The organism is Roseivirga sp. UBA838, from assembly GCF_002296035.1.
In the GTDB taxonomy this organism is placed as follows: domain Bacteria; phylum Bacteroidota; class Bacteroidia; order Cytophagales; family Cyclobacteriaceae; genus Roseivirga; species Roseivirga thermotolerans.
Genome location: NZ_DBHC01000033.1, coordinates 76,359 through 91,546 on the forward strand (window position 1 = coordinate 76,359; position 15,188 = coordinate 91,546).

The window sequence follows — 15,188 nt, forward strand, 5'->3', positions numbered from 1 at the left end:
ATTTCGAAGAGGAAGCCGGTCAAGCTTCCTCTTTTTATTTTATGGCTCTATATTTGGCGCTCAATTAGAAAATTATGGAATTAGTGAATGGCCGATACAATATTCAAGGGATTGACTTAGAGTCTCTTGCTGAAGAGTTTGGCACACCCGTATATGTGTATGATGCGGCCAAGATAAAATCGCAGTTCGATCGTCTTTCCGGAGCTTTTCCTCAGGTAGACCTCCGAATTAAATATGCCTGTAAATCGCTTACTAATATTTCCATACTTAAGCTATTGAAGAGCTATGGTTCTGAGTTAGACTGTGTATCGGTTCAAGAAGTAAAATTGGGTTTAAAAGCAGGTTTTAGCCCTGAGCAAATATTATATACCCCAAACTGTGTTTCGTTTGAAGAGATCCAGCAAGCGGTAGAACTGGGGGTGATGATAAACCTCGACAATATCTCGCTTCTTGAGCAATTCGGAAACAAGTACCATAATACCGTTCCCGTTTGCATTCGCCTCAATCCTCATATAATGGCCGGAGGCAACAAGAAAATCAGTACGGGACATGCCGATTCCAAATTCGGTATATCTATCTACCAAATAGCTCACATTCTCAAGGTGGTTTCTACCTACAACATCGATGTGGTAGGGCTGCACATGCATACAGGTTCCGATATTTTAGACGCGGAGGTGTTTCTAAGAGGAGCCGAAATTCTTTTCGATGCGGCCAAAAACTTCGATGCCCTTCGGTTTATAGACTTTGGTAGCGGTTTTAAAGTAGCCTACAAAGAAGGAGATATTACAACCGACATAGAGGAAGTGGGGGCAAAGCTGTCTTCGGCTTTTGTGCAGTTTTGCGAGACCTATGGTAAAAAACTCGAAATGTGGTTTGAGCCCGGTAAATTTCTGGTAAGCGAGGCCGGTGTTTTTCTGGTGCGGACCAATGTGGTTAAAACAACTCCCGCCACAGTTTTTGCGGGCGTAGATTCAGGATTAAACCACCTCATCCGCCCCATGATGTACGATGCCTACCATGAGATTGTAAACATTTCGAACACCTCTGGCACAAAACGTGTATACACTGTGGTTGGCTACATTTGCGAGACCGATACTTTTGGTTTAGACAGAAAATTGAGTGAAGTAAAAGAAGGAGATATTCTGGCCTTTAAGAATGCCGGAGCCTATGGCTTTAGCATGGCTTCTAACTATAATTCACGCCTGAGACCGGCCGAAGTACTGGTGTATAACGGCAAGGCCCACCTGATTAGGCAAAGAGAAACCTTCGATGATATTCTGCGAAATCAGGTAGAGATAGATATCTAATTTCAGGGCTTCAGAAGTCGGTTTTTCGACTTGCTAAGCCAATTAATTACCCGTTTTGCAACGTGAAAATTGCGAAACTTCATTAGTTTAGAAAATTCAAGAAGAAACGCGCTTATGAACACTAAGAAAATGACTTTACTAGCCCTGTTTGGAGGGTTTTTGTTAGCCTCTTTCTCATTTAAGTCAGTCGACCAGAGCGATGCACTGAAAAAAAGTATGGCAGCCGGAAAGACTACATACGATGCCGTATGTTTGGCCTGCCATATGGACAAAGGCCAGGGAATTCCTAATGTTTTTCCTCCTTTGGCCAAGTCTGACTACCTGATGAAAGATGTAGACCGCAACATTAAAAACCTTATTCAGGGCTTGAGCGGAGAAATAACCGTAAACGGTAAAAAGTACAATCAGGTAATGCCTGCCTCTGGCTTAGACGATGAGGATATAGCCAATGTATTGAACTACGTGATGAACTCGTGGGGCAATAAAGCCGAGAAAATGGTGACTAAAGAGCAGGTAGCCAAAGTAAGAGCAAGTCTCAAATAAGCAAGTATCCGAAAAATAATCGGTCGAGAAAGCAGTTAACACTTTGAAACCTGTAGTGCATTTTTGCTTAATGAATCAGTGGATGAGAAGTATGACTGCTTTTTTGTTTGTATTGCTATTTAGTGCTCACGGATGTAAAAGTCCGGAAAATGATACCAATCCGCAATTCAGCGATCAGGAAGTGTCCAATGCCTTTGGCCGGGCTCAGGAACAAGCCCAGATTCAGATTCCTCAGTTAGACGAAGCTTCTGGGCTGGTCAATAGCCGATCCAATCCGTTTTACTTTTGGTCTCACAACGATAGCGGGGGAGACCCTCAGTTTTTTCTGTTTACTCAGACAGGAGCCGATTCCAGTCGGCTTATTCTTAACGGGGCTCAAAATGTTGATTGGGAAGATATGGCTATTGGCCCGGGGCCTGTAGATCAAGTAAATTATTTATATGCTGCTGACATTGGCGATAACCGTGCGGTTCGGGCCAATTGCGTTATTTACAGGGTGCCTGAGCCGGACCTTACGGTGGCCGATATACCTGCTACCTATACAGTAAGTGCAACAGATTACGAAACCATAACCTATCGGTATGCCGATGGTGCCAGAGACGCAGAAGCTTTGTTTGTGGATCCGGCCACACGAGATATTTACATTGTCACCAAACGAGAACCCAGTGTAATTGTCTATCGCCTGCCTTACCCTCAAAGCCTTAGCTCAGAAAATGTTGCCGAACGTGTTGCGGTCATTCCTTTCACTTTTGTTACGGCAGCCGATCTTTCGGCCGATGGAACCGAGCTCTTGCTCAAAAATTATGAAAACGTATACTATTGGAAGCGATCAGCAACAGAAAGTATACAGGAGATGTTAAGCAAAACCCCTCTTAGGTTAAACTATACCAGAGAGCCCCAGGGAGAAGCTATTGCCTGGGACTCCAGCCACAATGCCTATTATACCATTAGCGAAGCCAACGGTTCCTCACCCGTAGTTTTGTTTCGTTATAACAGAAATTGAGCTGCTCTAGCTGGCGCTAATCGTGTTCAGTGTTGCGGTAAAGGCATTGTAATACGACCTGCCAATTGGAATTTTCTTATTGCCCAGATACACATAGCTGGTATCGATGGCCGTAACCGAGTCTACCAATACCACAAACGATTTGTGTACACGTAAAAACCGGTCTTTTGGCAGTCTGTCGGTAATTTCCTTTAGCGACTTGCGTATGGTAAAATCTCTGCCGTCTTTGGCATGAATCGTAATGTGGTTTCCATCGGCTTCAATCCATTCCAAATCCTCATATTTCACCTTCTCCAACAAGCTTTTCTTCTTAATAAAGATGGAGTCGTTGTTATAAGTAGTTGGGTTGTTTTCGGGTAGTCGCTCACCCTGAATACTCGCCAGGCGATTTTTGTTGAACAAGGCCACTTCTATGGCGGCATAAACATCGTCTTTTGTAAAAGGTTTTACAATGAAGCCTAAAGGCTGAGTCTGTTTTGCACGACTAACGGTTTCTTTGTCAGAATAAGAAGTGATATAAACAAAAGGAACTTTATACTGCTCTTTAATAATACCGCCTAGTTCAATACCATCTTGGTCACCCTTAATTTTAACATCGAGCAAGATCAAATCAGGTCGGGAACTTTTAATCGCTTTAATGGCCTGATTGGCCGAATTGGCTATTTCTGTATTCTCATAGCCAAAGATGCCTAGCATCTCTTGAAGATTTTCAGCAATGAATGGCTCGTCCTCAACGATCAATATTTTGGGACTGTTCTGGTAATCGCTGTCCATGATGTCAGTTATTTGGTTAGGTGAATATCTTAAATATCGAGGTTAATTGGTCGAAAACTACTAAAATAGTAACTTAAAATTATCCAAAATACGCCCTTCTTAAGCGCTCAAGTGATGGAAAACATTTTAAAAGATGTTACGAACGAATTAATAGATGTAAAAAGCAGATCGGTTGAGCTTCAGTCTGTTATCAATAATTTGACTGAGGCAATTTGGTCAATAGACCTCACTTCTGAGCCTTATGAAATCATCTATCACAATAATCCAATCGAACGATTTGGTAACCCTGATGAACTGGATCCGCCACCCCGAACCATGGAAGAATGGCAGCAATGTATACATCCCGATGATCGGGAACGAGTGCTGGAAGAGGTGGTCAATGCGCTTAGTTCAGGCAATGCGAGCTACTCCTATAGGGCCCTTCGTAAAAAGGATCAGTTTCGTTATTTCCGCGACCGGATAAGTGTGCTTTATGAAAATGAGAAACCTGTTCGGCTCGATGGAATAACCATAGACATAGACCATATAAGGCGTTCCAGGCTCAATCTGGAGCTTAGTCAGCAGCGATTAAAAGCAATTGTAGATGCACTGCCCGACCCGGTTTTTATTTCTACAAAAGAAGATGGTCAGGTCATTTTTGCCAATGAAGTGCTTTTTAAGGTTTATGAGATGTCTCCCATAGATTTTCTGGGCAAAAAGGTAATTCAGTTTTACCAGAACTTTGAGGGTCGGAAGTCTTATATAGAACGATTACAGAACGAAGGCCATATTCAGGGGCATGAGCTTGTGTTGCGCAACAAAAAGGGCGAATCGTTTTGGGTAAGTGCTTCCACCATGCCACTCGATTTTCAGAATCAGGAGTGCTTTATTACCATTCTACAAGACATTACCGATCGTAAAAATCTTGAAAAACAGCTTCAGGAGAGTAATGAGCGATATCAGTTGGCGGTTGAAGGAACCAATGATGCTATTTGGGAATATGATTTCCACACCAAGAAGTCTTACCTTTCTCCTCAGTTTTGGGAAGGTATGGGGCTGCCTCCGGAAGAAAACCCACTGGATGATCAGTTAATAGCCAAATACCTTCACGAAGTAGACCGAAAGGAATTCATTGTGGTGCTCAACCAGCACCTGGAAGAGAAGAAGGAAAAACTCACCCTGGAGTTCAGGCTTTCAGGAGCCGAAAACAAAATAATCTGGGCCCTTTTTAAGGCTGGCATTATTTACAGCGACAAGGGAGTTCCCCTTAGAGCTGTGGGTTCTCTTTCCAACATTACCTCCCTCAAGGAGGCTCAAACCAAACTGAGAGAAAGCGAAGCGAAGTATAAGCTTATTTCAGAAAATTCGAGCGACTGTATATGCCTTCAGGAGCTCAATGGGCGCTTTGTTTTTGTGTCGCCTTCATCGAAAGACGTCCTGGGTTACACTCCGGGCGAACTAGCTAGTATGAGGCTAAGAGATATTATTACCGAAGAATATTTACATAAGGTGTCAGACACCATGCTGGGCGTAATTCAAGGTAAGCTGAAAACCGTTTCCATAACTTTTCAGGCCAGGCACAAAAATGGCAGCCTCGAATGGCTGGAAACTGTTGGAGGAGCTATTCTGGACGACCAGGGCGAGCCTATGTTTTTACAAACAAGCACAAGAAATGTAACGGACAGGGTAGAAGCTCAACGACAGCTAAAGGAAAGCGAGGAGCGCTACAAGCTTATTACCGAAAACTCCAACGACATTGTGACGCTCATGGATGTTGAAGGTAACTACGTGTTTATTACTCCTTCTATTAAGGAAGCAATGGGCTGGGAGGTAGATGAGGTAATTGGTCAGAATACACGCAACTTTGTGCATCCGGAAGACCTGCCCGATATTGAAAAAGGCTTTGTAGAAACCCTTGAGAAGAAGATCAAGGAAAGAACGATGATCTTCCGATACAAGCACAAGAATGGCAGCTGGCGATGGATGAAAGCCACAGGCGGAATTATTCTGGATGAGCATCAGAACCCCATCTACTTTAGAGCCAATAAAATTGACATCACAGACAAGAAGCTTACAGAAGAGCGCCTAAAGGCGAAAGAAGAGCAGTATAAGCTAGTGTCTGAAAATTCTGCCGATGTTATTTGCTTACATAAGCTCGATGCTACTTTTACTTTTGTATCGCCCTCTTGTTCAAGGCTGTTGGGCTATTCCGTAGAAGAAAAGATGGAGCTTACCCTGGCAGACCTTATTCACCCTGATGATTATAAGCGAGCCATTGAGGTGTTCGAAGAAACCGCAAAAAACAAGCGCAAGAATACCATTACGCAGTATCGTTACAAGAAAAAGAATGGAGAGTATTTCTGGGCAGGAGTTTCAATGAGTGCGGTCCTGAATAGCGATCAGGAAACACAATTTGTACTTACCTCTACAAGAGACATTACGGAAATTGTGAACGTAATAGAAAAGGAGCGACAGCTCAACAAGCTTAAGTCGAGCTTTATTTCCATGGCATCTCACGAGTTTAGAACACCCCTCACCACCATTCAGTCCAGCAACGAGCTCATAAGCATGTATCTGGAAAACAAGGCAGAAATAAACGATAACCGTCTGGTGAAACACGTGAGTCGAATTCGTACAGAACTGGATCGCCTCAATGCTCTTTTGAAGGACGTGTTTACCCTGGGTAGGCTGGATGTTGGAAAAACCCAATTGAAAAAAGACATTACTTCGCTAACGGGAATTGTTCGCCAGGTAATACTGGAGTGTCAGGTGCAGTTTAAAGACCGCAAGGTGCAATTGAAAATTGAGGGGCAGGAAAGACAGCTATTACTCGATAGCCAACTCATTTCTCATGCCATATCCAACCTCATTAACAACGCCCTTAAATATTCGGGGAATAAAAAAGATCCGGAAGTTATCATCATTTACGAACCTGATTCGGTACAGCTAAAGGTCAAAGACTACGGAATAGGAATTCCTAAGAAAGATCAGGCCAGCTTGTTCGAGTCGTTCTCAAGAGCCTCCAACGTGGGCGATATTGACGGCACCGGTTTGGGGCTGGTAATAGTCAAACAATTTATTGAGATGCATGGTGGTACCATTTCCTTTCAGTCGGAAGTACACAAAGGAACTACCTTTACCATTGCCATTCCCAATGTTTAGTTAAAAGTAAAAACCGAGCCTGAAGAGAGGCAAAAGAGTTTCTTCAGATTTCGCCAGTAGAATGTTTACAGCAAAACGGCCGAATGGAGTAAGGTATACCCCTCCACCATAGCCATGATGCCATTGGTTGGAGTTTTCTCCGCTTATCCATACCCTGCCCAAATCGTTGAAAAACAGAAGACCAACTCTGGCCGGCAGAAAGTAATTCCTCCACTCTAGTAAATCTATTCTTAGGTCTAGCTGATGGTAGAAGCTGCTTTCACCTGCAAAGCGGTATCTTCTATACCCTCTCAGGGTATTGAAGCCATCGAGATAACTGGCCTGGAAAAACTCAAAATCGCCAAACGATTTGTGGTAGCCTACACGGGTAGCCATTGAGGTGCGCCCGAAGCCATCCATAATCCAACGAAATGTAAGGTCGGAGCGCCAGCGCGCACTGTTTGCAGATAGTTCGTTTAGCCCGTTGTCATACAGCAGTTCGGTGTTAAAAGTGATGCCCCGCTTGGCAAAAACGGCATCGTCTCGGGTATCCAGGTAAAAGCCCAGGTTAGCTCCTAAATAGGTTCTGTGATTTTCCAGTAGACTTGGATCAAGCCCATTTTCTGCAAAGTTGGAGATAAAGCGGTTGTCATTCTTTTCTATCTCCACGTCCCAAAACCTAAGGCCTACCTTAAAATGAGCCTTTGACCCTACCTGAAAGCTTAGGGCCGGGTTGACAAAATAGGATTCGTAGCGGGTGCGGTAGTAGGTTAGGGGTTGGTCTTTGTCGTAGGCCGACTCATTGCCCAAACCAAAGAAGTTGTTCACAAAGTTAGGAGCCTTTATTTCCATATCGAGCAACAGGTTGGCTTTGCCCAGAGCATCAACCCATTCACCGCTGTAGTCCAGGCTATATGAGCTGGTGGCCAGCGCATAGCTGGCCAGCAAAGTGTGCTTTGCAGCAAAAGGCTCCTTGCGAAAGCCATCACTCTTATACATAAACCCACCTCCAAGAAAAACACCATCGTCCGGGTTATAGTTGAATCCAACAAGTGGCATTAGCACGTCAAAGTCGAACTCCTCCATATTGTAGTGGTTTATGAGCGGATCCTTATCGGTGGTCAGGTCTTTGGTTTCTTTGCTGGGGTCCAGGATTGTATTGAGGGACTTGTCGTAAACCACAGTGTGTTTTTTTAGTCCTTTTACCCGGCTTTTGTCTACTACCATATCTTCTCCATCTCCGCCAATGATTCGTACAACTATACCTTTATTTACATTGCCCCACAGTTCAAACTCATCTTCCTGGTCGAAACCAAAAAGTCGTATTTCTTCAGTTTCTGAAGTCTTAAATGTACGTTGATAGAGCAACTGATCCCGGTTGCCCTTATCAGATATTTTATACACTTCTACCTGGGTTTCTTCATCGCTAAGGCGTTTTACTATAAACCACTCTCTCTTGTCGCTGCCCAGTACGTTCACCGTTTTCGACAAAAATTTGTAGTAGTCAGCGGCATATTCATGAAGCCGGTCTCTGCGGTTTTTGAGCTTTCGTATAATCTCCTCGCCATGCAGGTCGAAGATTTGCTTTGGCCAAACTTTGAATGCCTGTTCAATCACTTCATCTGTGAGGGCTGCTTGTAGTTCTTTGGCCTGATTCACCCAGTCTTCTTCAGAAGGTTCCGTCATAAAGTACCTATCGAACCACCGAATTCTATAAAAGCCGTAGGCAGGGGTATAGTCTATTTCATCATGAAAACCCTTTAGAGCAGGCTGAGCCCATTTGGAAGCGGCCAGTTTCTTAAAGACACCCTCACCGGCAAAGAATACCACATCGCGATCGCGGGGTATTGGTTTATACAGCTTCTTATCGTCTTTCAGGTCATATTCAACCCATCGCCATTGGTCATCGTGCCTGTCCCAATCGCCTAGCCACATGTCGAAGAGCCTGTTTCGCACCACAAATACCTGATCGACTTTTTCATCATTGTCGTCTCTGAGTTTTTCGTACAGGTCTATGCTCGACTCTACATCGTCTCCGGCTCCAAAAAAGGATTCTTCAATGTGTTCTTTATTGGCGCGTTCTTCAAAAATGGCCATAGTGTTGGCAAAGTCTTCGCGGTATATGCCAAAACGGGGATCGTCCGGTATAAAATAAACCTTAGGATTGGCGTGGAATATTCCTGCAGCTTCGGCCAGGGGCGGAATTACAAATGGTGCATAGGGGTGAGAAGAGGAGATACCATCTTGAACAATACTTTTTATGAAGGTGCGCCTTAGTTCGGGAGGCAAGGTCAAAGCAGGGTTTTTGTCCATAGATCGTAAGACATACTGTTTGCCGTCTTGAGCCTCCAGTCTCAGAGAGGTGGTTTGGTGTCCGCCTCCCTTTTTTAATATTCTCAATCCTCCTTTTACACTGCCAATATCAAAAACCGGCAACTCAATTGGTGTGGCCCATTCCTGCCGGTAGTTTTCTCCAAAGAGTGCTTCGTGCAGAGCACTACGGTTGTGGTATTTTAAGCTAGCGGCAAATACAGTGTCTTTATCCTTGAATTGATCAGTATCGAACTCGGCCAATAAGTCTTTGGGCGAGGGCTGCCATTCTCGTTCGGAGAGAGTGGCCTCATATAATGTTTTTGCTTCACCGTTTTCAGGGGTAATGAACCGGAGTACGACTTTGCCGTTGTGCAGGTAGTCTATTCGTGCAAACCCCATGGTGTTTTGGGCAAACAAGGCATCGCCTTTCTGTTTTACATGAGCATTGTTTTTGGCACCTGAACCGCTTACTACAAAGTGCATTCCTTCTTTTGCAATGTGTTCAAGGGCGTGTTCATGGCCTGCTGCATGTATAACATCGGGGTGTTGTTGCATGAGTTGCACCAGCCCATCGCGAAACTGCTTGTAAATGGGGTGGGTATTGTCTTGAATATTGCCAAACACTTTGCGATAGAGCGGATAAATTGAGCCCAGCCCCGGTAAGGGGAGGTAAAAATTCTTGAGTCGTTTGGAGGCCGTAAGCGGAAATAGGTGGTCTTTAAGGCTGAACACTCCTCCATGAATACCATAGGTATACATAGGGTGATGAGAGACCACCACCAGCTTCTTGTGAGTATTTCTCCTAATAATATCCTGAAGTTGTTCTCCGGCCTCGGCCAAAGACGATACGCCACAGTCGTTGCTGTTTTCGGGCTTTTTGCCCTTATGAAGAAACCACTGAGTGTCTATGGCTACAAGTGTAATGCCCTCGGAGAGATTAATCTCTACAGGGCCGGGGCAACCATTGGGAGGCAGCCAGATATTGGTGTTGTTAAGCGCCTTTTCTACATACCGCTGCTGAATTTTAAGCCATTCCAACCCATAATCTTTTCCCTGAGCCCAATCGTGGTTGCCGGGAATAAAGATGGTTGTGCCTGCAAAGCCCTTTACAGCGTCAATTTGTCCATCAATGGCCTTCTCCGCTTCGGCACGAAGCGGATGGTCGGCCGGAGGCATGCCCTTTGGGTATATGTTATCGCCCAGAAAAACTACTCCGGCATTTTCTCCTGCTGCCGTTAGCTCTTGCCTGAGCAAGGTGAGTACCGGGTTTTCATATGGTTCTCCGGCATCGCCAATTAGAAATAAGGAATATCGTGGAGGTTGACTTTGAAAAGCACTGGCGGTAAAACCAGCGAGCAAAAAAAATAGAATGAGCAGTGGCCTCGACATGAATTTTGTTTTGGTGGCAACAGAAATGTACATCTAAAGGTTCTATTGGCTGCGCTAATTTAAAGATAAACAGGTCTTATTAACTTTTACAGCCAAAAGAGGCCCTGCATTAATTGCCGTTATTCAGTTTAAACCAAAGTAACGTGCCTCCATCGCCTTCAACTTCATTGGAAATGAACAAGTCGCCATTGGGGGCAAAGGCAATTCCTTCCGGTTGAGGGAAAAGACTTCTTTTCAGTTCCGTTAGATTCTTGGGTTTTCCATCTGTGCCAAAGACCATAAGTGCCCTTTTGTGTGCAGAGAGTACATAAGCCTCTCCGGTGAGTGGGTGAATGGCTATGCCCGAAGGATGAAACTTAAAGTCTTTGCCCACTACCTGTTCTAGTTGCTTATGACTCACCGAATAAATAGGGAGCTTGATGAACTTCTCCTCCTTTAGATCGAAGCCGTAAATAGCCTTCCCTTTCACTTTTACTTTATCCACATCGCCATCGTCTTTTAAGGCAATGAGTAGCAAATGTTTTTGGGCATCGTAGCCCAAGCCTTCTACATTATTGCCTACATGAAAAGGAGTGCTTATTTCTTCCACAACCCCTTCTAAGCCCACATGAAAACGGTATAGTTTGCCATTGCTTTTAATCACATAAATGTGATCTCCTATGCGCTCAATTCCTTCAAAATCGCCATCACCTCCAAAACGCACACGTTGTACAACTTTTCTTTTTTCCAGGTCAAACACATACATTCTGCCATTCTCATCGTTGTGCATAGCAAGTTGACCCGGGGCATAGTAGGTGAGTCCGGAAACCTCTTCCAAATAGTCTGGGAGCCTGTATACGGCTGTTGGGGAATCTAAGGAATAGGGTGGTTTTTGATGTTTTTGAGCCCAAATGGAGGTTCCCAAACTTAGGAAAAGGAGAATGACAAAGCAGAGTTTAGTTGGCATGACGATGGAACAAAAATAAGCTTTTGATCATTCCTAATAAGTGTTGATTTTCAGGTAAATTCAGACAGAGCACATATATTTAGTTCATAATCCGAAAAAGTGGCAGAATCGCTCATAGCTAAAGTTCAATCGTATTGTAAGGAGTTGCTCGAAAGAGAGCTTCCTGAAAAGTTTGTTTATCATAACTACAATCATACCGAACGAGTGGTAGATGCCGCCCGAATGATTGGGCGTGAGTCAGGGCTGAATGAGAAGGAGCTGGAGACGGTAACCATTGCTGCCTGGTTTCATGATGTGGGGTATACGCATGGCTGCGATTACCACGAAGCCACCAGTGCCAAGTTGGCTCGCTCATTTTTGGAAAAAGAGAAGGTAGAGGCTGCAAGAATAGAGGCTATTGAGGGCTGTATAATGGCCACACGCATTCCTCAATCTCCTAAAAACCTAATGGAAGAAGTGCTTTGTGATGCCGATTTGCACCATTTGGCTTGTACTGACTATGAAATGATGTCGGAGCGTATGCACCGGGAGATTGAACACGTAAAAGACAAAGAGATTGACCCTTCTTTGTGGAACGAGATGAATTACAACTTCTTCAAAGACCATGAGTATTTTACTGAATTTGCCAAAAAACACCTGCAACCCATAAAAGAAGAAAACCTGCAACAGATAAAGAAAGCCAAAAAGGGAGAGTCTGACAGTAAGTATGTGAAGAAGCTCGAAAAAAAGCTGGCTAAACTGGAGAAGAAGACCGAACAAAAGCCGGATAGGGGTATTGAAACGATGTTTAGAACCACCTCTAAAAACCATTTGGAATTGAGCGCTATGGCCGATAATAAGGCCAATATCATGATTTCAGTCAATACCATTATTCTGTCGGTGGTGGTTTCAGTACTCATCAGAAAACTATATGAATATCCGAACCTGGTAATTCCTACCATTGTGCTTATTGTGGTTTGTCTTACCACCATAGTATTGGCCATTTTGGCTACACGGCCAAATGTATCTTCAGGTGTTTTTACCGATGCAGAGGTTTTGAGCAAGCGTACTAACCTTCTTTTCTTTGGTAACTTTCATAAGATGGATCTGGATCGATACGAGTGGGGTATGCGCGAAATGATGAAGGATGGAGATTACCTCTATGGTAGCTTTATCAAAGACATTTATTTTTTGGGTGTGGTGCTGGGTAAGAAGTACAAATTGCTACGGGCATGCTATACCTTTTTTATGATTGGCTTTGTTATTTCAATCATAGCCTTTGTATGTGCCATGCTTCTCTTTCCTCCACAAGAACAAACCGGCTTCTATACCTTTTAGCTTGATTTTCTTGAACTTACTGGCTAAATAGGTTCATGTTAAAGAGTTATTTTCTGGTAGCCTTGCGTACCATACGCAAGCACCCGGGTTATGCCGGGGTCAATATTTTTGGACTTACTCTCGGTATTTCCTCCTTCTTATTCATTCTCCTAATTGTTCGGTTTAAGCTTAGCTTTGATAAATTCCATAGTCATTCAGACAGCATTTACCGAATAAACAATGAATTAAGGCTAAGCAGTGGTAACTACAAGTATCCTACTTGCCCTTCGGCCGTAGCACCTGCCCTTACCAGTCAGTTGCCGGAAGTGTTGGATTTTACACGTTTAAGTGGAGGAGGTCAGCAATTAGTTATTGAAGTAGGAACTGAGCTTTTTAAGGAAGATGATTCCTTCTTTGCCGACCCGAACTTTCTGGAGTTTTTCAATTTTGAGCTGCAACAGGGAAGACCGGCCGATGTACTCAATGCTCCCAACCGAGTGGTACTCACGGAGGCGGCCGCCATAAGGTATTTCGGCACTACTCAGGCTGTAGGGAGAACTCTGAAAGTAAAAGGCCAAAATGAGACAGAATATGAAGTATCGGGTATACTAAAGAATCTTCCGGGTAATACTCATATTCAGTTGGATATGGTGTTTTCCAATCTTACCCTTCGCCAAATGAACAATGGCAACATACTCAATAGTTGGGGTAATGATGGGTTCTATTCTTACATAAGACTTGCCAGGCCAGAAGACGTCACAATCGTTTCTAATAAACTAGAAGAGCTGAAGATAGCCAATGTGGAGGAGGCCAGGCAGCACATGTTTAACCCTGATTTTACGGCTCTGGAAGATATTCATCTCAGCTCCAACTTGCGCAATGAGATTGCTGTGAATGGCAGCATGGATTTTGTCTATATATTTTCGGCCGTAGGCTTGTTTGTGCTCATCATTGCCGGAATCAACTATATGAATCTGGCAACGGCCCGGTCGGCCCGAAGAGCCCAGGAGGTAGGTATAAGAAAAGTTTTAGGAGCCTATAAAAAACAGCTTATCGCTCAGTTTTTGGGCGAGTCGCTTGTTCTTTCAGTGATCTCCGCGCTCTTGTCTCTGCTCATTGTAGGGCTGTTACTGGGCTGGTTTGCCAATTTGGTTAACAGGCCGGTTAGTACGGATATGCTCTATCAACCGGAGGTAGTGTTAATTTTAGTGGCCATAGTGCTCATTATTGGTCTGGGTTCAGGGAGCTATCCGGCCCTTTTTCTCTCAGCTTTTAAGCCCGTAGTAGTACTCAAGGGTAAGCTTGTTCCGGGCATGGGCAGCTCCGGCTTTTTTAGAAAAGCACTGGTCGTATTTCAGTTTGTTATTTCCATTGTCATGATTATTGGTACGGCCATCGTTTACAAACAACTCAACTTCCTTACAAGTAAACCTTTGGGTTTTCAGAAAGAACATGTGCTAATGGTTTCCAATACCAACCAGGCTATTACCCCAAAGCTTGAGGCATTTAAGAATGAACTAATTAAAAGTCCCGATGTGGAGGCCGTTACGGCCACTTTTTCTAAGCCCGGTGGCCTTCGGCCTATAGTTTTTGTGAAATCAGAAACGGTTTCGGAAGAAGTTGATGGACTCAATCTGGCCGGTATCAATATTGACCTTAACTACCTTGAAGTAATGGAGATAGAGCTTCTGGAAGGCCGCAATTTCGATCCGTCCATTCCAACCGATTCAACAGAGGCTATTATTATCAATAAAAGAGCTTCGCGAGAGCTCAATATGGAGAATGATGCTGTGGGAAGGTTTATCGATGTGCAAAATTTTGGTGGTCAGTGGCAGCGTAAACAGATCATTGGAGTAATCGATGATATTAATTTTGAACCCTTGCAAAGAGGTACGGAGTCTTGCTTTTACGCTTATTTCTTTCCCAATTTTCAGTACGTTTTTGTAAAACTCAGGCCAGAGGCCTCTGGTCAGGTAATCGAACACGTTCGGTCGGTTTGGTCATCCATGGCTCCTTCCCAACCTTTCGAATATTCGTTTCTGGCCGATGACCTGAATACGTACTATGAAAATGAGAAAGAGCTGGGGCAATTGGTGATTTTCTTTGCCGCCCTAGCCATTGGAATAGCTTGCCTGGGGTTGTTTGGCTTGGCCTCCTACAGCACCGAACAACGCATAAAAGAGATTGGTGTACGAAAAGTGTTAGGAGCCTCAATTGGACAGGTGTTGTACCTGCTATCGCGCGATTTTGCTTTGCTCATTGTTGTGGCTTTTGTTATTGCTGCGCCTGCGGCATACTACCTAACCGGTTGGTGGTTGCAGAATTTCGCTTTTGCTATAACGCCTTCGATAATTACTTTTTTGTTGGCAGGTCTGGTGGCTATGTGTATTGCTCTGCTCACCGTAAGTTATAAAACCTATCAGGCCGCGCGCTCAAATCCTGTTCGGGCTCTTCGGTCAGAATAGCGTGTCAATAATGAACAAATGTGGCCGATATT

General features: G+C 44.1%; 9 protein-coding genes. 6 read left to right on the forward strand and 3 right to left on the reverse strand.

The genetic code is table 11. From position 1 onward, the window contains the following. The first annotated feature begins 74 nt into the window (after positions 1-74). The 3 genes from lysA to B3O12_RS11480 all read left to right on the forward strand — a co-directional run bounded on the left by lysA (position 75) and on the right by B3O12_RS11480 (position 2,853). The gene (gene lysA / locus B3O12_RS11470; protein WP_189629197.1) at positions 75-1,307 is read left to right on the forward strand and encodes a diaminopimelate decarboxylase; all 1,233 of its coding nucleotides are present in this window, start codon (positions 75-77) and stop codon (positions 1,305-1,307) included. Between the two features lie 114 nt (positions 1,308-1,421). After that, positions 1,422-1,850 (forward strand): c-type cytochrome, encoded by a 429-nt coding sequence (locus B3O12_RS11475; RefSeq protein ID WP_229838537.1) that lies wholly within the window; start codon positions 1,422-1,424, stop codon positions 1,848-1,850. An 82-nt stretch (positions 1,851-1,932) separates the two neighbouring features. Beyond that, on the forward strand, positions 1,933-2,853 hold the full coding sequence (locus B3O12_RS11480; RefSeq protein ID WP_286756379.1) for a hypothetical protein: 921 nt from the start codon (positions 1,933-1,935) through the stop codon (positions 2,851-2,853). Positions 2,854-2,859: 6 nt separating this feature from the next. Here B3O12_RS11480 and B3O12_RS11485 read toward each other — a convergent pair whose 3' ends face one another. Then, on the reverse strand, positions 2,860-3,627 hold the full coding sequence (locus tag B3O12_RS11485) for a response regulator (RefSeq protein ID WP_189629199.1): 768 nt from the start codon (positions 3,625-3,627) through the stop codon (positions 2,860-2,862). A gap of 114 nt (positions 3,628-3,741) precedes the next feature. Here B3O12_RS11485 and B3O12_RS11490 point away from each other — a divergent pair, with 114 nt between their 5' ends. Beyond that, on the forward strand, positions 3,742-6,768 hold the full coding sequence (locus tag B3O12_RS11490; protein WP_286756380.1) for a PAS domain-containing protein: 3,027 nt from the start codon (positions 3,742-3,744) through the stop codon (positions 6,766-6,768). Here the strand turns inward: B3O12_RS11490 and B3O12_RS11495 are convergent, their stop codons facing one another. Next, on the reverse strand, positions 6,769-10,449 hold the full coding sequence (locus tag B3O12_RS11495) for a BamA/TamA family outer membrane protein (protein WP_286756381.1): 3,681 nt from the start codon (positions 10,447-10,449) through the stop codon (positions 6,769-6,771). 109 nt (positions 10,450-10,558) lie between these two features. After that, positions 10,559-11,395, reverse strand: coding sequence for an SdiA-regulated domain-containing protein (locus B3O12_RS11500; RefSeq protein ID WP_189629203.1), 837 nt, complete (start codon positions 11,393-11,395; stop codon positions 10,559-10,561). 99 nt (positions 11,396-11,494) lie between these two features. Here B3O12_RS11500 and B3O12_RS11505 point away from each other — a divergent pair, with 99 nt between their 5' ends. Together B3O12_RS11505 and B3O12_RS11510 are read left to right on the forward strand one after the other, a co-directional pair. Beyond that, entirely contained in the window at positions 11,495-12,712 is a 1,218-nt protein-coding gene (locus tag B3O12_RS11505; RefSeq protein ID WP_286756382.1) for a Pycsar system effector family protein, read from the forward strand. 35 nt (positions 12,713-12,747) lie between these two features. Then, a complete protein-coding gene (locus tag B3O12_RS11510; protein ID WP_286756383.1) occupies positions 12,748-15,156 on the forward strand; it encodes an ABC transporter permease in 2,409 nt (802 codons plus the stop codon). Positions 15,157-15,188 lie beyond the last annotated feature (32 nt).